16 protein-coding genes are annotated in these 25737 nt (G+C 48.8%); 14 read left to right on the forward strand and 2 right to left on the reverse strand.

What is annotated here, in order from left to right; all coding sequences use genetic code 11:
* Positions 1-16 precede the first annotated feature (16 nt).
* Complete coding sequence (locus L0Y31_RS10585) at positions 17-1072, forward strand: efflux RND transporter periplasmic adaptor subunit (RefSeq protein ID WP_234733035.1); 1056 nt, start codon at positions 17-19, stop codon at positions 1070-1072.
* Positions 1073-1083: 11 nt separating this feature from the next.
* Positions 1084-4215, forward strand: coding sequence for an efflux RND transporter permease subunit (locus tag L0Y31_RS10590; protein ID WP_234733036.1), 3132 nt, complete (start codon positions 1084-1086; stop codon positions 4213-4215).
* 71 nt (positions 4216-4286) lie between these two features.
* Here L0Y31_RS10590 and L0Y31_RS10595 read toward each other — a convergent pair whose 3' ends face one another.
* On the reverse strand, positions 4287-5366 hold the full coding sequence (locus tag L0Y31_RS10595; RefSeq protein WP_234733037.1) for a hypothetical protein: 1080 nt from the start codon (positions 5364-5366) through the stop codon (positions 4287-4289).
* Between the two features lie 915 nt (positions 5367-6281).
* Between L0Y31_RS10595 and L0Y31_RS10600 the strand changes: the two genes are divergently transcribed.
* From L0Y31_RS10600 to L0Y31_RS10650, 11 genes are all read left to right on the forward strand, one after another.
* Positions 6282-7136: an MBL fold metallo-hydrolase gene (locus L0Y31_RS10600; protein WP_234733038.1), complete on the forward strand. Its 855-nt coding sequence runs from the start codon at positions 6282-6284 to the stop codon at positions 7134-7136.
* An 8-nt stretch (positions 7137-7144) separates the two neighbouring features.
* Entirely contained in the window at positions 7145-7915 is a 771-nt protein-coding gene (locus L0Y31_RS10605; RefSeq protein WP_234733039.1) for a patatin-like phospholipase family protein, read from the forward strand.
* A 303-nt stretch (positions 7916-8218) separates the two neighbouring features.
* Complete coding sequence (locus L0Y31_RS10610) at positions 8219-11209, forward strand: SusC/RagA family TonB-linked outer membrane protein (protein ID WP_234733040.1); 2991 nt, start codon at positions 8219-8221, stop codon at positions 11207-11209.
* Between the two features lie 55 nt (positions 11210-11264).
* Positions 11265-12638, forward strand: a complete 1374-nt coding sequence (locus tag L0Y31_RS10615) for a RagB/SusD family nutrient uptake outer membrane protein (protein ID WP_234733041.1) — start codon at positions 11265-11267, stop codon at positions 12636-12638.
* A gap of 213 nt (positions 12639-12851) precedes the next feature.
* Positions 12852-15893, forward strand: a complete 3042-nt coding sequence (locus tag L0Y31_RS10620) for a SusC/RagA family TonB-linked outer membrane protein (protein WP_234733042.1) — start codon at positions 12852-12854, stop codon at positions 15891-15893.
* A gap of 7 nt (positions 15894-15900) precedes the next feature.
* A complete protein-coding gene (locus L0Y31_RS10625; protein WP_234733043.1) occupies positions 15901-17277 on the forward strand; it encodes a RagB/SusD family nutrient uptake outer membrane protein in 1377 nt (458 codons plus the stop codon).
* Positions 17278-17331: 54 nt separating this feature from the next.
* Positions 17332-18201, forward strand: coding sequence for a hypothetical protein (locus L0Y31_RS10630; protein WP_234733044.1), 870 nt, complete (start codon positions 17332-17334; stop codon positions 18199-18201).
* 42 nt (positions 18202-18243) lie between these two features.
* Complete coding sequence (locus L0Y31_RS10635; protein ID WP_234733045.1) at positions 18244-18735, forward strand: hypothetical protein; 492 nt, start codon at positions 18244-18246, stop codon at positions 18733-18735.
* Positions 18736-18815: 80 nt separating this feature from the next.
* On the forward strand, positions 18816-21218 hold the full coding sequence (locus tag L0Y31_RS10640) for a M43 family zinc metalloprotease (RefSeq protein WP_234733046.1): 2403 nt from the start codon (positions 18816-18818) through the stop codon (positions 21216-21218).
* A gap of 75 nt (positions 21219-21293) precedes the next feature.
* The gene (locus L0Y31_RS10645) at positions 21294-21737 is read left to right on the forward strand and encodes a GNAT family N-acetyltransferase (protein ID WP_234733047.1); all 444 of its coding nucleotides are present in this window, start codon (positions 21294-21296) and stop codon (positions 21735-21737) included.
* Positions 21738-21837: 100 nt separating this feature from the next.
* Positions 21838-24048, forward strand: coding sequence for a transglycosylase domain-containing protein (locus L0Y31_RS10650; RefSeq protein WP_234733048.1), 2211 nt, complete (start codon positions 21838-21840; stop codon positions 24046-24048).
* A gap of 15 nt (positions 24049-24063) precedes the next feature.
* On the opposite strand, the gene L0Y31_RS10655 is transcribed toward L0Y31_RS10650, so the two are convergent.
* Positions 24064-24810 (reverse strand): phosphatidylinositol-specific phospholipase C/glycerophosphodiester phosphodiesterase family protein, encoded by a 747-nt coding sequence (locus L0Y31_RS10655; protein ID WP_234733049.1) that lies wholly within the window; start codon positions 24808-24810, stop codon positions 24064-24066.
* A gap of 142 nt (positions 24811-24952) precedes the next feature.
* Here L0Y31_RS10655 and fabG point away from each other — a divergent pair, with 142 nt between their 5' ends.
* Positions 24953-25699 carry a 3-oxoacyl-[acyl-carrier-protein] reductase gene (gene fabG, locus L0Y31_RS10660; protein WP_234733050.1) on the forward strand — a complete coding sequence of 249 codons (747 nt, stop codon included), beginning with the start codon at positions 24953-24955 and terminating at the stop codon, positions 25697-25699.
* Positions 25700-25737 lie beyond the last annotated feature (38 nt).

Genomic DNA, 25737 nt, shown 5'->3' on the forward strand with positions numbered 1-25737 from the left:
CTGAAGAATAAGAATCATGAAAAAGTCAACCATTATCGTTGTAGTTGCTCTGCTGGCTGTTACTGCGCTTATCGGCTTCCGGCTGGCTTCTAACAAGAAGAGCATTAATGAGAAAAATAAACAGCCAACAAACACAAACGTTGCTATTCCGGTGACGGTTACGCGGGTTGAGGAAGGCACGGTTAGTCAACAACTGATTAAAACCGGTAACCTGATTCCATTCAAAGCTGCTGATATTACGGCAACAACAGCCGGACGGGTAACGCAGGTGAATTTTGATCTGGGCTCGCAGGTTAGCCAGGGCAAAATCTTGGTACAGTTGGATAACAAACTACGCGAACTCTCGCTCCAGGCCACGCAGTTGAACATCGATAAACTGAAGAAAGACGTGAATCGTTATAACACGCTTTTAGCGGGAAACGCAACGACAGAACTTCAGGTGAACGAAACCAAGTTTAACTACGAGAGCGCGGTTAACCAGGCTGAGCAGATCAAAAAGCAGATTCAGGATGCGAACGTAAAATCACCGATCAGCGGTCAGATTGTGAAGAAAGACATTGAGCCAGGCGAATACATTTCTCCGGGTACTGTTTTGGGTACTGTGTTGGATGTGAATCGGTTAAAAGTAAACGTTCTGGTTAACGAAAGCGATGTGTACCGGTTACGCAGAGGCCAGTCAGTGAAAGTTACGGCGGATGTTTTCCCCGGAAAAACGTTCACGGGCCAGATTTCCTATATCGCTCCGCAGGGAACCGATGAGCACAATTACCCGATTGAAATTACGCTGGCTAGTGCCGGTGGTCTGAAAGCCGGAACGTTTGTCAATGTCGATTTCTCGCAGCAGTCGAACCAGAAAGCTTTGCAGATTCCGCGTTCAGCGCTGGTAGAAAGCATCAAGAACCCGTATGTATACGTGGTTGAAGGCAACGCCGCGAAACAACGCAAAATCAAAGTAGGACGGGAGTTTGGCGATAACATTGAAGTGATTGACGGCTTAACGGCTGGTGACCAGGTGGTAACGACTGGCCAATTGAACTTGAGTGATGGCAAACCCGTACAAATCACAAAATAAGGAAAGAAATCATGTCAGTATCTGAAATAGCTGTCAAACGACCGCTGCTGATTCTCACGGTCTTCACTGTACTGATTTTGTTCGGTGCATTGAGCTACCAGCAGTTGTCTTATAATCTATTACCCAAGTTTGAGGCCAACGTAATCAGCGTGGCAACAACCTACCGGGGAGCATCGGCCGATGAGGTTGAAACCAACGTAACCAAGCGGATTGAGGACGCTCTGTCGTCGCTCGAAGGGCTGGACCGCATGACCTCAACGTCGCAGGAAGGGGCTTCGATCGTTATCGTTCAGTTGAAAAACGGCGTTAGCACCACCCTCGCGCAACAGGATGCCCAGCGGAAAGTAGAGCAGGTGTTGAACTTGTTACCTGATGAAGCGGATCGGCCAATTATCAACAAATTCTCGACCGACGAATTGCCGGTTTTGCGGATGGGGGTAACGGCGAATCTGTCGCCAACCGCGCTTTACGATTTGATCGATGATAACATCAAACCGCAGCTATCGAACGTAGCCGGAGTCGGTCAGGTGAACGTCATTGGTGGGAATGAGCGTGAAATTCAGGTAAACGTTAACCAGGAAAAACTGCGTGCCTACGGTCTGTCCATTGGTCAGGTGTCGCAGGCCATTGCGGCGGCTAATACCAGCTACCCGGCTGGTCAGTTGGAAACCCGGGAGTCGCAACTTTCGATTCGTTTTGATGCCTCGGTTGAGACAACGAACCGCCTGCGTAACCTGATCGTTTCCCGCCGGACCAACGGGAGTGAAGTGTTGCTGAAAGATGTGGCGGAAGTCGTGGATGCAACCACGAAACCGACCGCCATCAACCACATCAACGCGCAGCCATCCATCGGTTTGCAGATTCAAAAGCAGTCGGATGCCAACGCGGTGTCGGTCAGCCAGTTGACGCAAGATCGGATTAAGCAACTTGAAAAGCAATACAGCAACATCAATCTGAAATTCAACATTGCCGCTGACCAGTCGGTCTATACACTGGCTTCGGCAGATGCGGTGGTGTTTGATATGGGGCTGGCTATCGTGATTGTATCCGTGGTGATGCTCCTGTTCCTGCACAGTTTCCGGTCGGCCATGTTCGTTCTGGTGGCGCTGCCTTCGTCAATGATTCCGACGTTTGCGCTGATGTACCTGATGGGCTTCTCGCTGAACCTGATGACTCTGATGGCACTTTCGCTGGTGGTAGGTATCCTGGTCGATGACTCGATTGTGGTCCTGGAAAATATCAACCGCCACCTCGAAATGGGCAAAGACAAGCGTACCGCTGCCTTGGATGGTCGGAGTGAGATTGGCTTTACGGCCCTTGCGATTACGCTGGTTGACGTCGTGGTATTCGTGCCGCTGGCGATGACGGGCGGTCTGATCGGGAACATTCTGCGTGAGTTTGCGCTCGTGGTTGTATTCTCAACCTTGATGAGCTTACTGGTATCGTTTACGCTGACGCCGCTGCTGGCTTCGCGCTTCGGTAAAATTGAAGTGCTGAGTCGGAGTTCGCTTTGGGGGCGTCTGAACCTCGGGTTTGAAAACATGATTACCCGCTTAACGGAATGGTACGGACGGGTGTTAGCGTGGGTGTTGGGCCACAAACGGTATATTTTCCTGGCGACGATTGCCTTGCTAGTAGGCTCAATTGCGCTGGTGCCAGCCGGTTTCATCGGTGGGGCGTTCATGCCACAGAGCGATATGGGCGAGATGGCGGTTAATATTGAATTGTCACCAACGGCTTCGATCTACCAAACCAATGCCGTGGCGCAACGGGCGGAGCAGATCATTATGAAGCACCCGGAAGTAACCAATGTCTTTACAAACGTCGGTTACACCAGCAGCGGTATTGCCACCGCTTCGAACAGTAACGTCGCGGATATCAACGTAAAATTGATTGATAAAAAAGAGCGTACAATTTCGACGGAAGAGTTTGGTCAGTTATTAAAGAGAGAAGTAGGCCAGATTCCAGGAACGAAAGTAACGGTGAGCCCGGTCGGTATCGTTGGCGCTTCGCAGGCTCCGATCCAGATCGCCGTGAAGGGAACCAACCTGAAAGAGATTCGGGAAGCAGCAGCTATCGTGCTGAATGTTACCAAATCAGTGCCGGGTACCCAGGACGTGAAGTATTCGGTGAAAGATCCGAAGCCGGAAGTAACCGTGAACCTTGACCGCGAAAAGATGGCCCAGTTGGGTATCAATGCCGCCGACGTTGGGCTTGCGTTGCAAAACTCCTTCCGGGGTAACGATCAGTCGAAGTTCAAACAAGCGGGTAATGAATACGACATTCTGATTGGCCTGGATCGGTTCGACCGCACCAATGCCCAGGATATCAGCCGCCTTACCTTTGTAAACAACCAGGGCAAAATGTTCGAATTGTCTCAATTTGCAAAAGTACAGGAGCAAATTGGAGAGAGCGTACTGGAGCGGATTGACCGGCTTTCGTCGGTGACCATCAACGCGCAGGTTGTTGGCCGCCCGGTCGGAACGGTTGGTACGGATATTCAAACCAAAATGGCGCAGCAAAAACTGCCGGAGGGGGTTTCCATTCAGTATCTGGGTCAATTACAACAGCAGTCGGATGCCTTTGGTAGTCTGGGGCTAGCTTTAGGAATCGCCATTCTGTTGGTGTATTTCATCATGGTAGCTTTGTACGAAAGCGTTATCTATCCGTTCGTCGTCTTGTTCTCGATTCCGGTGGCCCTGGTTGGTGCATTGCTGGCGCTGGCGCTGACGATGGAAAGCTTGACCGTTTTCTCGATTGTTGGTATGATTATGTTGCTCGGTCTGGTTGCGAAAAACGCCATCCTGATCGTTGACTTTACCAATCAGTTAAAAGCGGAGGGCAAGGAAGTAGTTCACGCCCTGATTGAGGCAGGTAAAGAACGTCTGCGTCCTATCTTGATGACGACACTGGCGATGATTCTGGGTATGTTGCCAATTGCTCTGGCCAGCGGTGCGGGTGCTGAGACAAAAAACGGTATGGCCTGGGTAATCATCGGTGGTCTAACCTCTTCGATGTTGTTGACACTGCTGGTGGTGCCGTCGATGTATCTGGTCGTTGACCGGCTTGTGGCTCGCTTCAGCGGCAAAAAAGTAAAGCCGAAGAAGCCGCAGGAACTCGAAGTAGCGAAGGCAATTGATTAAAAAAACGCATAAGCCAAAAAACGGCTCCCAAATCTGGGAGCCGTTTTAATTACTATGAGATGAAATTCAGACTAAGGCAAGTTGCTCTGTACAACAGATGCATTGTTGTCACTACCCGTTTGTGAAATATATACATAGCCACCAGTTCCGGTTTGTTGAGATGTTGCTACGTTTCCAGAACCAGTTGTTTGAAGGATATAAGCAAAATGGCTATCTCCAACTTGGCTAATTTCGGCGAGATTAAAGTCTGATAAGCCAGTTTGATCAATTTGAGCAATATTGTCATTCCCATCCTGGCTAATTGATGCTGTACTTCCAATGGCATCTATCTGATTAATAACCGCTGCGTTAAAATCGCCAAGCTGAGTGATAGTAGCTGTAGATCCTATAGTAAACAAGTCGGATTGGTTAATGCCAGCATAATTACCATCACCAGTCTGAGTGATTGTAGCGGAATTATCAGGGCCATTATTGTTAGCCTGCAGGATAAGGGCTTCATTGCCATCCCCAGCTTGAACAATGTCAGCCGTTACAGGCCCAAAGACAGTACTTTGTAAGATACCAGCATAGTTACCATTGCCTGTTTGAGCAATAGAGGCGTCTCCGCCATCACCCTCCTGAACAATCTCAGCAAAATTATTGTCTCCGTCTGTCTGAGCGATTGTTGCTTCATGGTTAGCGCCAACCTGGGAGATGTAGGCTTGGTTGTTTTGGCTAAGACCAGTAGCTCCAGTTCCTCTTTGATCAATGGTGGCACTGTTGTTTTCTCCGTCTTGGGAAATGCCAGCCGTTGCTGCAACCGTGTAGAAGCTGGATTGGTTAACATTGGCTTCGTTACCGCCCGCACCCGTTCCGTTTTGTGTAATGTTTACTAAATTGCTTGGACCAGCATCAGCATTCTGATTCACTGTAGCAGAGCTTCCTAATCCCGTCTGAGAAATAAAAATTTCCTGCGAATAGATACTGGTTTGGTTAGTCAGCACCTCATTGTCTGTCCCATTCTGAACGACTGTTACGGCTTGTTCCGCACCTGATTGATTAAGAGTGGCTCCATTGCCTGTGCCTGATTGGCTGAGCGTAGCTGTGTTTGTTTGAGCGTAGGCAGTGGCCATCATGAGCAGGGCCGCACCAGTAAAAATTAACTTTTTCATAAAAAAATGGAGATTATGGTTGAACAGAAAAAAATGCGTACAGAAAAGGCAAAATAACGCCAGGTAGCTACAGAGAGCTATACTTGATAGACCTATTAACTAGAGATAAAAGACTGCTAAACAAAATAGCAGCTAGTATCAACCTATTTAAAGTGGTGTAGTAACAAAAGGCAACTAAGAAATGTCGAAGAAGTGGTATTGATGAAGCTGACTTACGTCAATCGTTGCGTATCCGCATGGTCTTGTAAAAGACTACTGTGTAACTTCTGATGTAGAGTATATTTCCTTGTTTTTACAGTAAAGGTTTTCATACTAAGTGCCTGATTAAAGAGTAACCAAAAGTAGGAAAAAGGAAATAATAAGGAGAAATTTAATGAAGTGTACTTATTAAATGGTTATAAGTATTTGTTGGAATAATTATATTATTTATAAGCTATATGTGTTTTTATAGATAAGAATAAATCGATTTAGCTGGAATAAAAGCCTAAAAAAAGAAGCGAGTATTAGTAGGGGTAATTGCTTATATAAAAATAATGAAATAATTACCTTATTATCCGGTTTGAGCGAGGGTAGGAAAAGAAAAATCCCCGGAATCATTTACGCGGTGAGCCGCCCGTCCAGGGATTTTTGCTGCTTTTTCTCTGTCCTAATTGTCTCGACAATCCAAGCGTCTTATCTCTACCTTATACGCCGAAAGCCACGTTGACGTACTCCAGCAATGGCATAGAAAAGACGAAAAAAGAGTGATATAAGGGATATACCAGACTTCCTGAGGGTTTGCCAAGCAATACTTATATTAATAACGACAAAAGAGCCGATAATATTGGTCAAAAAATTACCTTGTGTGTTTCTGCTTTCCCGAACGTTTTCTTTATTCAAAGTCAGAAGCTACGGACTGCGCTAAACAAACTCTTCATGAAGCTTTCAATTATTGAGACGGGTTTTTTTAAACTGGATGGCGGTGCCATGTTTGGGGTCGTTCCCAAGGCACTTTGGAATAACCAAAATCCGGCAGATAGCCAGAATCGGTGTACCTGGGCGATGCGCTGTCTGTTGGTAGAACTACAGAATCGTTTAATTCTCGTCGATACCGGGATTGGTAACAAGCAAGACGCCAAATTTTTTGGTCATTATGACCTCCACGGAGATGCTTCCCTGATCGGTTCCATTCAGAAGGCGGGGTACTCGGAAAAGGAAATTTCGGACGTTTTACTCACGCACCTGCATTTCGATCACGTCGGCGGTGCCGTTCGGCGGGAAGGGGAGGCGTTGCTGCCGACTTTCGACAATGCCACGTATTGGACCCAGGCCGCTCATTGGCAGTGGGCCATTGAGCCGAATCCGCGCGAGAAAGCGTCCTTTCTAAAGGAAAACATACTTCCCCTTCAGGAAAGCGGTCAGCTTCGGTTTCTGGATAACGAAAACTTATCTGAGGGAGAGATTGAGTTGATTCAGGTTGACGGGCACACGGAAAAAATGGTCTTACCTAAATTCTCGCTTGGCGGCCAGACGCTCGTGTACGCAGCCGATCTGATTCCATCAGCAGCCCACGTACCCTTGCCCTGGATAATGAGTTATGATGTGCGTCCGTTATTAACCATGGCGGAAAAAGAAACCCTGTTGCGGCAGGCGGCTGTCGAGAACTGGATTCTAATTTTTGAGCACGATCCGCTCATCGAAGCGGCTACGGTTGAAAGTACGGAAAAAGGAATTAGAATAAAGCAAAAAGGGCGCCTGGCCGATTTACTTGGGACAAGCGGGACATATTAACGAATAGAATGACAGTTGGTTTGGTATTATCGGGAGGGGGTGCCCGTGGTATTGCTCACCTGGGCATTATCAAAGCCTTGCAGGAGCAGGGCGTTCAGATTGATCGGATTGCCGGAACCAGCGCTGGAGCGGTGGCTGGCGCTTTGCTGGCTACGGGCTATAGTCCCGACGAAATTTTGGAAATTGTGGTTACAACGCCCTTTTTCCGCCATGTCCGTCCTGCTTTTAATCGAATGGGCTTGCTAAAGCTCGACCGGGTCGAAGCCCTGTACCGTACCTATTTACCAGAAGACCGTTTTGAAGCGTTAAAGATTCCATTGCACGTAGTGGCCACCGACATCAATGCGGGCGAATGCGTTGTTTTTGAGGAGGGGGAGTTGGTGCGGCCCCTGGTGGCGTCCTGCTGTCTGCCAGGGATATTTGCGCCTTACCAGATTGGTGATCGGCAGTATGTAGACGGCGCGGTGCTGAACAACATGCCCGTAGAAATGCTGGAAAACAAGGTTGATTTTATTATTGGTGCCAGTTGCAATCCGCCCAACCCGAACAAATCGATCACCTCGGTGAAGGGGGTTTTGGAGCGAAGTCTGATGCTGGCGATCCGCAGTAAGACGCGGGAACGGCTCACGAAATGTGATCTGTTGGTAGAGCCACCGGACTTATGCCGCTACGAAGTTTTTGATTTGCGGAAAGCCCGCGAGATTTTCCGCGTAGGCTACGAATATACGCGGACGATGGAAATTGACTTATTTAAATTGACAACTCCATCGGCTCCGTAAGAATCAGGGTTAATTACTAGACATCTTCAAAAAGACAAAAGATAAAAAAGTCCTATTTCTTGTTTTTAGAGTGAAACGCCGAATAATAAGTAATCCAGTTAATGAGTTAGCAGCAAGTCGTTCGGTATGAGTTTTTTAAATTGAATAAGATAAGTTAGCGCTTAAATTCGTTAGAATGAAGTTTATAGGGTTTGTATGCTGGTAAGTTAAAATTACCGTATTTTGTACAGGATTTATCCTTACTAGTTAGCGTGTTAAGGCTATTAGCCGAGTTATCCTTTTTATTAATCTTATTCTAAATCTATGAGAAAAATACTATTACTAAACGTAGTGATGGTGATGCTAGCCTGGTTGCCGGCTTTGGCCCAGGACCGTCAGGTAACCGGGAAGGTAACTTCTGCCGAGGACCAGAGTATTTTGCCGGGTGTGTCGGTTCAGGTTAAAGGAACCAACCGCGGGACACAAACGGACGCTTCGGGAAACTATTCGATTGGTGTACCGGATGGCGGAACGCTTATTTTCAGCTTTATCGGTACCGTGACGCAGGAGCTTCCGGTGGGTAGTCGCACGACCCTGGATGTGCAGTTGGCCAATGACACGCGGTCACTGAATGAAGTGGTAGTAGTTGGGTATGGAACCCAGCAACGCCGCGATCTGACCGGTTCGCAGGTGACCGTTAAAGGTGATGAAATTGCCCGTTTACCAGTCCAGACCTTCGAAACGGCTTTGCAGGGCCGGACGCCTGGGGTACAAATCACACAGGGTAGCGGACGGCTTGGTTCTGCCTTGCAAATCCGTGTACGGGGTGCAGCTTCGATCTCAGCGGGTAATGAGCCGTTGTATGTATTGGACGGTATTCCCATTACTTCTCAGGATGTTAATACGACTGACAATGAGTTGTTTAGTCCGCTGGCGGATATTGATCCGAATGATATCGAGTCCATCGAGATTCTAAAAGACGCTTCGGCTTCGGCTATTTATGGATCACGTGCCAGCAACGGGGTTGTTCTGATTTCAACGAAACGGGGTAAAGCCGGACGTACAAACGTAACCGTTGGTTATTATACAGGTATCAGCAGACCAACTCGCTTACGGAAATTCCTGAACGGCACTCAGTATAAGGAACTGTTCACCGAGGCCGCTATCAACTCCGGCCTTGATCCGACCGAAGAATTTGAGGGCGCGAATTTGGACATCAATTCAGCCGTAAACGAAAACTGGTCTGAGAAAGCATTCCGGACGGGTGCTGTTAATCAGGCTAACTTCGGCATTAACGGTGGAAATGAGAAAACTCGTTTTAACCTGTCGGGGGCGCTGAATAATCAAACCGGGATCATAGTTGGCAATGAATTTAAGCGGAACAACATTCGTCTAAACGTGGATCATACCATTAGCAAGAAGTTCACCATTGGAACTAGTCTGGCTTTGACCCGTACGATCAACAAAAAAACACCGGGGGATAATGCATTCTCTAACCCCGTGCAGCTGAACGCGTTGCCGCCTATCCAGTCGGCTTATGATCCGGCAAATCCTGGCCAGTTTAACCGGCAGACGCTGTATTACAATAACCTGATCGAACTAGCCAACGCGTCGAATACAGCCAATACGTATCGGATGTTTGGGAATCTGTTTGGCTCCTATCAGATTGTTCCGGGGCTGACTTTCCGGAGCGAATACGGGTTTGATTTCCTGAACCTACAGGAAGAAATCTACCGGGGTCGGATTACCGAAGATGGTGCACCAACGGGTTATGGTTACCAGGCTCAGTCTCGCTCGTTGAACTGGACGACTAACAACACCCTGTCGTATCTGAAAACGTTTGGCAATCACAATATTGATGTGCTTGGCGGGGTTACTTATCAAGAGCAAACCCTTCAGGCGCTTTCGTCAGAAGCCCGCGGTTTCCCCAATGATCAGTTCCAGAAAATCGCCAGTGCGGCCCGTATTCTGAGTGGTAGTTCTACGGAAACAGGTTACAGCATTCTTTCTTATGTAGCCCGGGCGAATTACAAATACATGGATCGCTATCTGATTGGTGTGTCAGGTCGGGTTGATGGTTCGTCACGGTTTGGGACAAACAACCGCTATGGTTTCTTCCCGTCGGTATCGGCAGGCTGGATTCTGAACGAAGAGGCGTTTATTAAAGACAATATTCCGGTGATTAGCTTACTTAAATTGCGGGCTAGCTACGGGGTAACTGGTAACTCCGAAATCGGTAACTTCGATTCACGGGGTCTGTACGTTGCCATTCCATACGCCGACCAGGCGGGTATTCGTCCGTCACAAATTGCCAACCCGGATTTGCGTTGGGAAAAATCAACCCAGTTCGATTTAGGTCTTGAGTTTGGTGTCCTGAACAACCGCATTAATGGACAGATTGACGTGTATAGCAAAGTGACGAAGGATCTCTTGCTGAACGTTCCGCAGCCGGGTGTCAATGGCTTCACGACGATCACTCGTAACATCGGTAGCTTGCGTAACCGCGGTCTGGAATTCAGCGTAACTTCTCAAAACCTGGTGGGTGCGCTCCGGTGGTCAACGAACTTCAACATTGCCTTCAACCGCAATAAAGTGTTGAAACTAGACGTTTCTCCGATTCGACCAAACTCTCGTTTCCTTAGCTACGTAACCGAAGGACAGCCGTTGGGTATTTTCTACGGTAAAAAATTCTTGGGTGCAGATCCTGACAATGGTGATGCTCTTTATGAAGGGGAAGATGGACAGCCAACGAACGATCCTGCGGCTGCGCCAAATAAGTATGTAGGCGATCCCAACCCGAATTTTACGGGCGGTTTGTCGAACACCTTGTCTTACAAAGGCTTTGACTTTAGCGTTCTGTTGCAGTTTGTATCGGGCAATGATTTGTATAACGTGGCTGGTCTGTTCCAGTCGGTTGCTGCTGACTACTTTGACAATCAAACGGTTGATCAATTAAATCGCTGGCAGAAGCCTGGTGATATCACCAGTGTTCCACAGGCGCGCTTATATGGAGCCAACGGTACGGATGTTTCGTCGCGCTGGGTACAGGACGGTTCCTTTCTGCGCGTGAAAACCGCTTCATTTGGCTACACGGTTCCAAGCCAGTTATTGAAGAAGACGTTTATTCAATCAGCGCGGGTATACGTGTCGGGGCTGAACCTGTTTACGTTTACGAAATATACGGGCTACGATCCGGAGGTAACAACGCAATATGCGAACTCATCGACGCAAATTGCTAACGTTGCTTTGGGTCACGATTTTTATACACCGCCACAAAGCCGGACAGTGACATTTGGTATCAACCTTGGCTTTTAATGAAGTAGACTTAGATCCAATTAGCTGAAAAGCGCTTATTGAAAAGAAATCGAACATGAAAAAATTAGCATTATCCATAAGTGTTGCCTTAATGCTGGGGATGACTGCCTGCGATGATAAACTTAATTTGGAGCCTACGCAGTCAATCGATGCCAGCACGGCTCTCGAAAATCAACAGGATATTGAAAGTGCCATTATAGGTGCCTATGGGCACTTGGGCAACCCGGCTTTATACGGCACTAACCTGAACCTGTTATCTGAACTCCAGGGGGCGGAAAATTACATCACCTGGCGGGGAACCTTTGTGAGCTATCGACAGGTAGCCCAGAAAACCATTCAAACAACCAATGCAGATGTAGAGCGTACATGGACGCGCGCTTATGCCGCCATCAATACGGTGAACAATGTACTGGAAGCCTTAGGCAAAGTGCAGAGTGAAGACGTAAGAGCGCAGTTGGAAGGAGAAGCACTTTTTATTCGGGGCATCCTTTTCTTTGAACTGGTTCGGTACTACGCGCTTCCTTGGGGGGCTACGGCTGACAATAGCCATTTGGGTATACCGCTGGTCTTGCGGGCAACCCTGACGCAGGAGCAGGCCGGTCAGACCGCGGCGAGAAATACGGTAGCACAGGTATACACCCAGGTTATCAATGATTTAACCAAGGCGTCTACTTTACTGCCAGCCGATAATGGCACACGGGCTGACAAATTCTCTGCTCAGGCTTTTCTGGCGCGGGTATACTTGCAACAAAGTGATTTCGCAAAAGCACGCGACGCTGCCAACCAGGTTATCAGTTCGGGCAATTTTCGCCTGAATCCGTCGGTAACGGCGGGTTTCCGGAACCGGAATACCGCGGAAAGTATTTTCGAGATTCAGCAGAATGACCAGAATAATGCAGGTTCGGCCAATGATGGTTTAACAACGCTTTACGCCAGCTTGCCCATAAACGGGGTGAACATTGGCCGGGGTGATGTGCAGGTGAATACCTCTTTTGTCGAATCTTATAGTGCTACTGACGCACGGCGGACCGAACTGTTTTATATCGGTTACAAAGGAGTGAACCGGTATTATACGGGCAAGTTTACCGATTTTGGAGCCAACATTCCGGTGATTCGGTTAGCCGAAATGTTGCTGGTGCGGGCTGAAACAAACCTGCGTTTGAACACCACAGTTGGTGCAACGCCGGCACAGGATCTGAACGCGGTTCGTACGCGGGCGGGTGTAGCACCGATTGCTGCTCCAACGTTGGCGGATGTTTTGCGTGAGCGTGTTTATGAACTAGCCTTTGAAGGCCTGCGAATTCACGATATTAAGCGGACACGCGCCTCAACGGGTACCTACGCCTGGAACGCGCCCGAACTGGTATTTCCAATTCCGCAGCGTGAGGTCGATGCGAATAACCTGCTGGTTCAAAACCCTGGTTATTAAGCCATACAGGCAGTGGTCAGCACGGCTAAATACATTTAACTAATAAAAGCACCCGATTCAGAAAATCGGGTGCTTTTATTATATGGTTTTATAAGTTAGTTGCGTTTATTGTGTATATTTTCGGGCAATCAGTAATTAGTTAAAGCGAGGTGCATCGATTGATTGAAAAAGTAGGTATTAATCAAATAAAGGCTGCTTATTAAATACGTATACATGAAAAAACACTACCGGATTGTTGTTTACTGGGTACTCATTATTTTGCTGCCTGGCTGGGCGTTTGCGCAAAATCGCCGTGTCACAGGTAGAGTCACGTCAGACACCGATGGAACCTCCTTACCGGGTGTGAACGTGGTCGTTAAAGGAACAACAAACGGCGTTAGTACCGATGCCGACGGAAATTACAGCATTACCCTTCCCGATGATAAAACCATATTAACGTATAGCTCTATTGGCTTGATTCCGCAGGAAATTACTGTCGGAACGCGTTCAGTTGTTAATGTGCGAATGAAAGAGTCGGTTAGTGAATTGGCCCAGGTGGTCGTCACGGGTTATAATTCTACCCAGAAGAAAGACATCACCGGTTCCATTGCAATCGTTACCTCCGACAAATTCAAAGACATTCCGGTTACGGGTTTTGATCAGGCTCTGCAAGGACAGGCAGCCGGTGTACAGGTTTCACAATCGTCAGGAACACCGGGCGGGGGGGTTACCGTTCGTATTCGCGGAAATACATCCATCTCCGCCAGCAACCGACCTTTGTTTATTGTCGATGGCATACCCGTAGAAGATGGCTTCTTATCTCAGCGTGATTTTGGTGGGCAGAATGACAATGCATTTTCCCTGCTCAACCCCAACGATATTGAAGCCATTCAGGTACTGAAAGATGCTTCGGCAAAGGCGATCTACGGCTCGCGGGCGGCCAATGGCGTCGTACTCATTACTACGAAAAAAGGAAAAGCAAACCAGAAAACAACGTTTACGGCTGATGTACAGCGTGGGATTACGGAAGTTGTCCGCAAGCCTGACTTGCTGAACGCCAGTGAGTTGCTTGAGCTGCAACGAGAAGCCGTGATCAACGCAGGCCAGGACCCCGATCAGCTTGGGCTGATTAGAGGTGTTACCGATGGGGTAAATACGAACTGGGTAGACGAAGTGCTGCGTCAGGGAGTTTATCAACAATATCAGCTTTCAGCATCCGGAGGAAATGAACGCACCAATTTTTACATCAGTGGCAACTACCGCGACGAGGAAGGGGTGCAGTTGAATAACCGATTTACGCGGATGTCGGGTAAAGTACGGTTTGATCACAAGGCAACTTCAGCGCTAACTTTTGGAACCGATCTGACGCTTTCACGTACCTTGAACAAGCGGATCAAGGGCGATAACTTTTTGGATGGCGTGTATTCTGGTGCTGTGAAAAGCCTGCCTTATTACGCGCCTTATAATGAGCAGGGGAAATTATACGGCCCTGGAGACCCCAATTACGCAGGTTTCCCGAACTTTAATCCGGTAGCGCAGGCATTGCTGCCGCGGTTTGATGTGTATACGGTAAAAATGCTGGGTGGTATCTATGGAGAATACGAGTTGCTCCAGAATCTGCGTTTTCGCTCAAAGTTTAGTATTGATTACAACCAGGTAACCGAAGATCAATTTGAGTCATCGGCCACCGCCATCGGAGGCTATTTATCCAACGTTGGTGGACGCGGCTACGGGGTCTTCTCCTCCGGCACGTATTCGACCTTTATCAATACCAATACCCTAACTTATAATTTTAACCTGGCCGAGAAACACCGCTTTAATGCGCTTTTAGGGTTTGAAGTTTTGCAGCGGCAGGAACGCTCTTCCAACGTTATTGGGCGTTTGTTTCCAAGTGATGATTTCACCTATATCACTTCGGCCGGTATTGTTGATAACGGAAGTTCGAGCGTTGTAAAAAGTGGCTTGTTATCGGGTTTCGGTGAAATTCGCTATGATTACGACGACCGCTACCTGGTCACGTTTACAGGCCGTTACGATGGTTCTTCCCGCTTCGGGCGCGACCGGCAATTTGGCTTTTTCCCGTCCGTGTCCTTAGGCTGGCGGCTGTCGCAGGAGGAGTTCCTCAAGGATGCTTCTGTCTTGAACGATTTGAAACTGCGGGCCAGTTTTGGGTATACAGGAAATGAGCGAATTGGAGATTATCAATTTCTAGGAACTTGGTCGTCGGTTACCTATAGCGGTGCTACCGGGTTAGGGCCGGCGGCGCTGGCCAACCCAACCCTGCAATGGGAGCGGACGCGCGAAGCCAACGTGGGTGTGGATGCTTCCTTTTTCAATGGTCGGCTGAATCTAACCGTGGATGCTTACGATAACCTGACGGATCGCCTGCTGTTTGCCGAGCCTATTCCGCTCACGACGGGTTTTGGCTCGCTACAGGGAAATATCGGGAAAGTATCCAACCGCGGTCTTGAATTGACGCTATCGACGGTCAATTTTGACAAAAATGGGTTTCGCTGGAGCACCGATCTTAATATTTCGCACAATAGAAATAAAGTTATAGAACTGGCCAGCGACGAACCGCTGTTCCGGGGCTATACGGCCGATGGCGTCAGCAACACAAACGTTGTTTTGCCAGGGCAGCCGCTAGGAACCTTCTGGGGCTTGAAGTTTCTGGGCGTTGATCCGGCTACGGGCGATGCCATTTACGATGACAAAAACGGCGACGGACGGATTTCACCCGATGATGGTCAGGTCATTGGCAACGCTCAACCCAAATTGTTTGGTGGGCTTACCAATCGCTTTTCCTGGAAAGGCTTTGATCTGAGCGTATTCTTTCAGTCCTCATACGGCAACAAGATTCTTAACTTTTCAAATACCACATCGCTGAATACCGGGGCTGATTTACAGAATAACCAGTCTCGCAAAGCGCTGGAGCGGTGGCAGAATCCGGGTGACATGACGAGCGTTCCGCGCTATGTCTATCAGAACTCCTACAACAATTACCACAGCAGCCGCTTTATCGAAGATGGGTCGTACCTGCGTCTTAAAAACGTGTCAATCGGTTACGCAATTCCTAAAAAATACCTACAACGATTACGCATTGTATCAACCGCACGAATTTTTGCTTCGGGAACCAACCTCTGGACATTGACCCGCTACAGTGGACCTGACCCAGAAGTAAGCACGCTGGATGGTTCGACGACCGCGCAGGGAATCGACTTTTTTACGGTGCCGCAATACAAAATGATGACGGTTGGAGTGACCTTGAATTTATAGCCTTTCTATGAAACGATTATCTGGATATATCTTATTAATGCCCTTGCTATGGCTGGCTTCCTGCCAGCCCGTTTTGGAGCCACAGCCTGTCGATTTGTTGGTTGATGAATTAGTGCTCAACGAACCAATGGACGTAGAGCCAGTTCGCATTGGGTTATACAGCGCTTATCGGTCAATGGCATCGCCGATTATTATTGCGGGAGATTTCACGGCTGATTACGTTCAGCATAACGGTACTTTTACGGATTACCGGGAATTGGCAACCAAGCAAATCACGGCGGCAAATGGTGCCGTCGCGAGTTTGTGGGGGGCTATCTACCGCACCGTTTACATTGCTAATTTTATTGAAGAACGCCTTCCCGGCATAAGTGGCGTCTCGGAGGCAACGCGCCGCCAGGTACTGGCAGAGGCGCGTTTTCTGCGTGGATTCGCTTATTTTATTGGTGCTGAGACGTATGGCGATATTCCACGCGTAACAACAACCAATCAAGCAACGAACCGCACCATCGCAAAAAGCCCCAAAGCCGATATTCTAGCCGCAGCCCTGGCAGATTTGCAGGCCGCCGAACAGGATTTGCCGGATGTTACCAGCACCACTACCACAACAAACCTGGCGACCTATGCCAATAAATTAACCGCTCGGGCGCTGATGGCGCGGTATTACCTCTACCAAAAATCCTGGGCCCAGGCCGAGCAGTTGGCTACGCAGGTCATTGGCTCAGGGGCTTATCGGTTACTGACCAATTATGTTGACGTGGTAGTTAAAGAATTTACTACCGAGTCCATTATGGAAGTGGGGTACGCCCTCACCGATGATCCAGGAACGAGCAGTACGGCCCTGAATAACCTGTTGGTAGGCCGGCGCGAAGTGATTCCAACTGATCAGCTCGTCGTGACCCTGAATTCAACTGAGTCTGGGGAGCGGCGGCAAACGATTGGCTTCAATCCGCAAAACCAGCGCGGTAACGACAACGGATGGTCGGTATTGAAATACGGGACTGCTTCAGAAGATAATAACAACATTGTGCTGATGCGCCTCGCCGAACTGTACCTCATTCGCGCCGAAGCCAGAGCGCAGCAAGGTCGCTTGACGGGCGCTAACGGAGCCGTCGCTGATCTAAATGTGTTAAGAGCCCGGGCCAAAGCGCCTAATGTAACAGCAGCTAATCAGGCGGATGTGCTGCTGGCCGTAGAGCGTGAACGTATCTATGAATTGGCTTTCGAAGGACAACGCTGGTATGATCTCGTACGGACGGGCCGAGCGCAAGCCGTTATGTCTGCTTTCTCGCCCAACTGGAACAGCCGCTATGAACGCTGGCCGATCCCACAAAGTGAAATTCAGCGGAATCCGTCGTTGAGAGGCGCCCAAAATCCAGGGTACTGATACTATTATCAATCAAGAATTATAATTGGAGCGTCCACGTAGGGGCGAATCAGAATGAGAAATAAAAGATTAGGTTTTGGATTATTTATGCTGTTGGCAATTGGCATAGGAATAGCCGCTTGTGAAGAGCAGGATGTGAACCGGACGTTTGAAGGACCTTATTTTGTTCGGTTTACGGATTCAACGCTGACGTATAAAGAGAGCTACAATCAGCCGATTGCTATTAAAGTACACAACGTTGGCCCGCTGCTGGATGAAGCAATTACGGTAAATTATACCATTGCCGGATCAGCGCGCGAAGGCAGGGATTATACCATTGAGGGTACTAAAGGAACTGTCATTATTCCGGCCAAGAAAAGTTTTGGGGAGATCAAACTGAGACTTATCAATAATGCCAACAACATTCTGGAATCGCAGACGCTGGAATTTACGCTAACAGGTGTTCAGCCATCATCGCTGCAGATAGGCTTAGGGCCTGCGGGGACGTTAGGCAAAAAACTGACCTTTACTCTCCAGGATGATTGCTTGTTGAGCGGCACCTATACGGGGTTGCGGCAAAACGGAACCTATTCCAGTATTCTGGACGTGCGTGGGCAACCCACCTCTCTGGCTGGCATTGCCATCACCAGTAACAGTGCCGATTGCAAAACCTATACGGTTGCTAACTGGAATATCGGTTTAGGCGCTCTCTTCGGGTTCAATGCAATCAATCCACGATTGACTTTTATTGACAACGGCGATAATTCGTTGACGATTCCGCCACAGGTCAATTCGGAACTGATTACGAACTATGATACCTTACAGGGAACAGGGGCTTGGAACCCGCAAACGCGACAAATTACGCTTAATGTACGGTTTAAAGTTCCGCTTAATAACGGCACGGTGCAAACGCTAACGATTCCGTATACCTATACGCCCCAGTAAGTCGGGTAGTTTATCCATTGGTTATTACGTATTCCATTGACTATGAAAAAATTACTACGCCTTTCTTGGCTGATATTGCTGGTAGCGGGTTTATTTACCGGATGTTCCGAAAAAATAGAGCCAACGCCGGCAACTTATTCGCAATTGCTAACCGGAACGGAGAAAAAAGCCTGGAGTCTGGTTTCCTACCAGGTTATCGATAATGGGGTAGCGTCGGGGGTAATTCCAGCCCGTCAATTATTCGATTATGCCTGCGAATCCGACGACCAGTACGTTTTTTATGCGAACGCAGAGCACAAATTTGAATACACGAACGGGGCATCAAAATGTGACCCTAGCGAGCCAGACGTTATTTTTGAAGATAGCTGGGCTTTAGTTAATTCAAATGCGTACCTGGAGTTTGTGCTTCCCGTATTAGGGGGAAAAGTGCCCTGGACAATCAAAAACCTGACGCCTACTGTCTTGACGGTCGAATATTATTTCGGAGATATCAACGCCAGCTACCGTTTTACGTTCAATTCTACGACAAAATAAGTTGTTCCGGTTACTTTAAAAGATGCTGTTTCTAATAACAGAGTAACTTGGAAATCAACCGATTCGGATAAGATACGACTATGTTCCAACGACTACTTCTTTCCCTTTCTTTCCTTCTTCTGGCTTTTAAGCCATTGGTGGCCCAGCAGCTTCCATCCTGGCAGCAGCTTGCGGATCGACCAAGCATTGAGAAATGTGCTACCATGCAGATGGACAGTGCCTTGCGGATCAGACACCCAGAGATGGGGAGTCGGTCTGATTTTGAGAAAAGCATCCAGGAGCGCGTTAATCAGATTCAAAAATTACAGAAAACGGGCCGTTTGGCGGCAGTCGTTCTGACCATTCCCGTCGTTGTGCACGTTGTCCACAACGGGGAAGCAGTTGGATCCGGGCGTAACATCAGCGCGGCCCAGGTTCAATCCCAGCTTGAGACACTGAACGAGGACTTTCGTCGGAAACCAGGTACGCGCGGGTATAATGACAACCCAGTTGGCGCTGACATTGAGATTGAATTTTGCCTTGCTGCGGTTGATCCACAGGGCCGGACGATGACCGAACGGGGGATTGATCGGGTAAACGGAAACCGGGCAAGCTGGTCGCGGAGTGACATCGAAGGCGTTTTAAAGCCAAGCACGTATTGGGATCCTGAAAAATATTACAACATCTGGGTAACCGATCTGTCCGAAGCGACATCGGGGGGAATTGTGGTGGCTTACGCGCAATTTCCAAGTGCATCAAACTTGACTGGGATGCCCCCCAACGGTGGAGCTGCCAGTACGGATGGTGTTGTCGTTAATTACTGGGCATTCGGTAATTCCGAGAAGGGAAACTTCCCGGTTTTACGGGCTCCTCAAAACCTGGGCCGAACACTAACCCATGAAACGGGCCACTGGCTGGGATTGATTCACATCTGGGGAGATTCTAATTGTGGAAACGATTTTGTTGATGATACACCGACACAGGCATCAGCAAGCAATGGGTGTCAGAAAGGGCGGGTTAGTTGCAACACTACGAACATGGTGGAGAACTACATGGATTATTCCGATGACGCCTGTTTCAATATTTTCACGATGGGGCAAAAAGCCCGGATTCGGGCCGTCATGGACATTAGCCCTCGGCGGGCTAACCTGATTACTTCTAGTGTCTGTGGAATTACCGTAGCCGGACGGCCTGCTGCCAACTTCCGGGCCGATCGACAACGCATTCTCTTGGGTGCACAGGTGCGGTTTACGGACCTCTCAACCAATTTCCCGACAGCTTGGGAGTGGACGTTTGAGGGAGGAACCCCAGCGACATCATCTGAGCAAAACCCAGTAGTGACTTACAATCAGCCTGGTAAGTTCAAGGTAACCCTGGTGGCCTCCAATAGTGCTGGCCGTTCAGAGCCCGTCGTGCGGGAGCAGTACATTGAAGTACTGAATGTTGGCTTGTGCACCGATCAAACCAATTTTAATGGTACACGAACTGTAATTCGCTATCCAAATGGAACGGGTTACGTGGCTGGACAAAATAACAGAGGAACAAAAGCCGTATCGGAGTTTTTCAATAATGATCTGGGCTATGTAAACCTGAGTAGTGCTTCGTTGCGTTTTGGGGTTGCCAAAGCAGCCAGAGGAGCCAACACAGAGGCTATTGTCAACGTTGTGGTCTGGAATGCCCGAGGCTTTCAAAGTGGGCCGGGGGCTATTCTGGAAACAAAGGAAGTGCCTTTGCGCGTGATTCTGGATGATGTGGCGAATAACCGCCCAACCAACATTACGTTCGACCGAAATGTACCCCTGAGTGGCTTGCCATTCCATATTGGTATTCAATTGACGTATGCCGCTGGTGATACCGTCGCCTTGATGACCACCAGAGACGGCGAAGCGTTGAACGCCACTTCCTGGCGGCAGAATACAAAAAATGAGTGGGGACGAAATCGGGACAGTCTGGGCTTGAACATCGCGCACGACATCACCGCGAAGGTGGGCATGAAGCCTTCCGTACAGGTGGCTGTTTCAGAGCAGTTTGTCGATCCGGGTACAGCCGTGACGATAAACGCGCGCGGTTCCAGTATTTTCAGCTGGGCTGGCGAAAACCTAAGCTCCAACCTGGGTCCTCAGGTGATTGTTCGGCCAACGCAGACCAGTTCTTATACGGTAACAGGTTCGGGGACGGATCTATGTACAGCCACGGCCACGGCCCGCGTTTTCGTTAGGGCGGGAACGGTAACGGGGGTGGAGCCTACGGCCGATCAAGAGCTGTCCATTACACCGAATCCGAGCGATGGCATTGCGACTTTATCGCTCCGAAATAAGCTGCGTGGTCAGTTAAACGTCTCCGTTAGGACCTTGACAGGCGTAGAAATCATCAGGCAGCAATACCAGAAAACCGAAGACCGATTCGAGCAACCGCTAAACCTGCAACACTATCCCGCAGGAGTTTACATCGTTGAGATCCGCTCTGGTGATGAAGTGTTTAGGCAGAAAATAGTGAAGTATTAAAAAACGAAGTCGCTAAATCAGCTCTAAAATTCGCAAAGATGCTATCGAAAGTAGCATCTTTGCTTTTAAAAATCCATGCAAATTAGAAAAGGTACTCCCGACGACGTTCCCCAGTTGTTTGAGCTAGTCACTGAGCTAGCTATTTACGAAAAAGCCCCGGAACAGGTAACCAACACCCCCGAGCAAATGCTGAAAGATGGGTTTGGCGAACACCCACTTTTTGGGGTTCTGGTGGCAGAAGTAGAAGGCAAGGTGGTGGGCATGTCGCTCTATTATTACCGCTACTCAACCTGGAAAGGAAAGCGTCTTTATCTGGAAGATATAATTGTAACCGAAAACCACCGTGGTCAGGGTTTAGGCAAGCTCTTGTTTGAAAAAACAGTGGAGGAAGCGCGGCAGTCGGACTGCACGGGAATGATGTGGCAAGTACTGGATTGGAACCGCCCGGCCATTAATTTTTACAAAGCTTTTGAGGCCCGATTTGACACAGAATGGTGGAACTGCCACCTCGATTTCTAGGCGCTGGATAATTACCCAACTCTTTTCTAACCAAAATCTGTATTTTTGCGCGATTCTTTAAATATAGAAGTACTTGGTTGCGGACTCTGAATCAGGCAGAATGCAAGTTAAAACAAAACGAATACTTAAAATAACCGGCTGGATACTGCTTGGCTTATTGACGCTGGGCGGAGTAGCAGGCGGTATTGCCTACCAAAAGCGGGAAGCACTCCTAAAAGCTGCTCTGGAAAAGGGCATTCGAAAAGCCAAACGGGATTATGACTTACAGGTAACAGTTGGCTCCGCGCGTTTTACCGGACTGGCAACCGTGGCGTTTACAGACATCGCCGTGGTACCCGTTGAACGGGATAGCCTGGTACGGATTGATAGCGTGGAAGTTGGCGTGAGTATCTGGCCTCTGCTGGTTGGGAAGGTGGCCGTGTCTTCGCTGAACCTGCAAAATGGCCAGATCAATGTGGTCCGTCGTGATAGCCTTACCAACGTTGATTTTCTGCGAAAACGCAGTGAAAAAGACTCGGCTGTTGTAACAGAAACCCCAAATTCCCGCCGGACGGATTTGTCGGTTGTTGCGGGAAATCTGGTTGATAACTTGTTGTCGAAAATTCCGGCCGACATGAACGTAGGAAATCTGGAGTTACGGCTAACGGATAGCACGCGGCAAATGAGTTTCCTGACCGAATCGGCCATCATCAACGACGAACAGCTAACGTCTACCATTCGTGTCAACGGCAACGAAGCGGTTTGGCACCTGAACGGTCGGGTAAACGGCGGCGATCAAGAAGCGAATGTGCAGCTTTATGCCGATGGAAAACCGCTTGAACTGCCTTATCTGGAAGAGCGATACAAACTAAAATTGCAGGCCGATACCTTAGGCGCCGAACTACGCGAAGTTGAGCGTTCAGGCGGGGAGTTGCGAATCGAAGGGGCTGGCTCAGTTAGTAATCTGCGAATTAATCACCCGGCGGTTGCCTTGAGCGATGTAGTGGTTCCCCATGCGGCCATGGATGCCAATCTGTTTGTTGGTGAAAATTACCTGGGTGTAGACAGCTCATCGACTATTCGATTAAATAAGGCGACGGCGCACCCTTTCATCAAATACACGACTTACCCAACCAAAATCTACGAGGTTCAGTTACACACAGAGTCCCAGGAAGCGCAGGATGTATTTGATTCGTTTCCGCAAGGGCTGTTTGAGTCACTGGAAGGCATCAAGGTAAGCGGTCAGTTAAAGTATGACCTGAGTCTGCATTTGGATAGTTCGCTGCCTGATTCGGTGAAGTTTGAGGCTGGAATGACGCCGACTAATTTCAAAATCATACAGTTCGGAAAAGAAGATCTGGGCAAAATGAACCGGTCCTTCGAGCACGAAGTATACGAAAAGGGCAAGCTGGTTCGGAAGTTCACCGTAGGGCCGGAGAATCCGAAATTCAAGCCGTTGAACGAAATCTCGCCCAACATTCGGAATGCCGTTCTGACTGCCGAAGATTACAATTTCTTTACGCACAAAGGATTCAACGAAAAAGCCTTCCGGGTATCGATCGCGACCAACTTTAAAGAGAAAAAATTCAAGCGGGGAGCCAGTACGATTTCCATGCAGCTGGTGAAAAACGTTTTCCTGAACCGGAATAAAACGCTCTCCCGAAAGTTTGAAGAAATCCTGATTGTCTGGCTGCTCGAGAACCAGCGGATTGTTAGCAAAGAGCGCATGTATGAAGTCTACCTCAACATCATTGAGTGGGGGCGCGACATCTACGGCATCGAAGAAGCCTCGCGGTATTATTTTGCCAAAAGCGCCTCGAACCTGGATATCGGGGAAAGTATTTTTCTTGCCTACGTGGTTCCTTCGCCAAAGCGGGCGCTGACCCGTTTTGCGCCCGATGGATCCCTGAAAACCTATTTGCGGGGCTACTTTAAACTAATTGGCCGCATCATGGCTAAGCGTGGTTTAACTCCTTACGATTCGAGCGCGTATGGCTTTTACGGCGTTCGCGTGCGGGAAGGGTTACGGCAGCAAATTGTACCGGTGGATAGCATCCAGATCGATAGCACCATGATGTTTGAGCCGGATATCGATGGCGAGATGCCCGAGAGCACGGGCGGTATCAACGGCTTCTTCCGCCGCGTATTTGGCCGGGACCGCGAGGCGCCAGCCACCGTCACGCCGGAGCAACAAAGTTCAGATCCTAATTCGCCGGCTGCTGCGGATACTGTAAAAACGCGTCGCCAGCTTCGGCAGGAGCGCCGGGAGCGCAAGCGACGCGAAAAAGAAGAAGAACGACGCCAGCAAGAGGCTGGAAACACTGACGGTTAATCGATAAATAACCACTTATTTTAACGTTTCGGCACATTCTTTCACCCGGTCGGTATTGATAAAATCAACGTCGAGCCGGGTGAGTTGTTTCCAGGCGGTAGGCGTATCGGGTGTGGCCCAGAAACGAATGGGTTTACTTTGGCCGTGGGCGCGCTTAATGATGCGTTTCAACGTTTCCCGGTCCCGATCCGTTAATTCTCCTTCGCCTTTCCAGCGCGAATAATTGTGAAACGAATCACTGATGAGCCCTACGTGCTTCAGGGTCTCCGAATCGTAGACTTCGTTGGGGCGGCCGTCAAACTGAAGGTAGGCTGGGTAATCGACCCAGGCGGCAACGGCGGGCCGGTTACCGCTGATGATCAACTGGATGGCCATTGGATTGAGCGCCCGATCAAAACAGGTGCGGTAGGGAGCAATAGCCTCTTGTATTTTCTTCAGCGTCTCAACACCATCATCTTTAACATCAATCACGAGCTGGAACATGTACTTCCGATCCGGGCTCACCTTGTTTTTGTGTTGGTCAAACAGGCGGGCAATTGGCTTTAAGTAGAGCGAATCAAGCGTTGGCGCTTTAGCTAGTTCTTCTTTGGTATGCGCAACGAGCAACTTCCCGTCTACCAGAAAAACATCCGCTTCGATGGAAGCTGCACGGGCATTATACGCTCCCCAAAAAGGCTCCGCTTTGACATAATCATTGTGCGAATGAATTTGCTGCGCGAATGATAGTAGGGGACAGAGTAGCAGAAATAGAAGCCGTTTCATATCTTGTGGGTGATATACAATTTTTAAAGAGTAAGGAATTTATAGTGGTTAAAGATAGGGACTTTTGTCATCCCCGTCCAAACGGTTAATTTTGGGGTTACTATTTTAATCATCTAATTTCTTTTAGTAATAATAAGACCCCATGAGTTTATTGCAAGGTAAAGTGGTGTTGATAACTGGAGCCTCACGCGGCATCGGACGGGCTATTGCAATTCGTTTTGCGCAGGAAGGTGCTGATGTAGCGTTTACGTATCTTTCCAGCGTGGAAAAAGGCCAGGCGCTCGAAGCAGAATTAGCCGCTTTTGGCATCAAGGCAAAAGGTTATCGCTCCGATGCCTCTGTGTTCACTGCCGCCGAAGAGCTGGCCGCTCAGGTCGTTGCTGATTTTGGAAAAATTGACACCTTGATTAATAATGCCGGCATTACCCGCGATGGATTGTTAATGCGGATGTCCGAACAACAATGGGACGACGTTATTAACGTTAATCTTAAGTCGGTCTTCAACCTGACCAAAGCCGTCATCAAGCCAATGATGAAAGCCAAGTCGGGTTCGATCATTAACCTGACTTCTGTAGTAGGTCTGCGGGGAAATGCCGGACAAGCCAACTACGCCGCCTCCAAGTCGGGCATTATTGGGTTTACAAAGTCAGTTGCGTTGGAACTTGGTTCGCGGAATATCCGCGCCAACGCCATCGCTCCGGGCTTTATTGAAACAGAAATGACCGGCGAATTAAATGAAAAAGCCATCGAAGAATGGAAGCAGACAATTCCGCTCCGACGCGGTGGGCAACCCGAAGAGGTCGCCGACTGTGCCATCTTCCTGGCGTCTGATCTTTCCCGTTACATCACCGGACAAGTGTTGCAGGTCGATGGTGGGATGTTAACTTAGAATCGCGACAGAGTGACTTAGCGGCCCACGAATCAGAT

It is taken from the genome of Tellurirhabdus bombi, assembly GCF_021484805.1.
Classification (GTDB): domain Bacteria; phylum Bacteroidota; class Bacteroidia; order Cytophagales; family Spirosomataceae; genus Tellurirhabdus; species Tellurirhabdus bombi.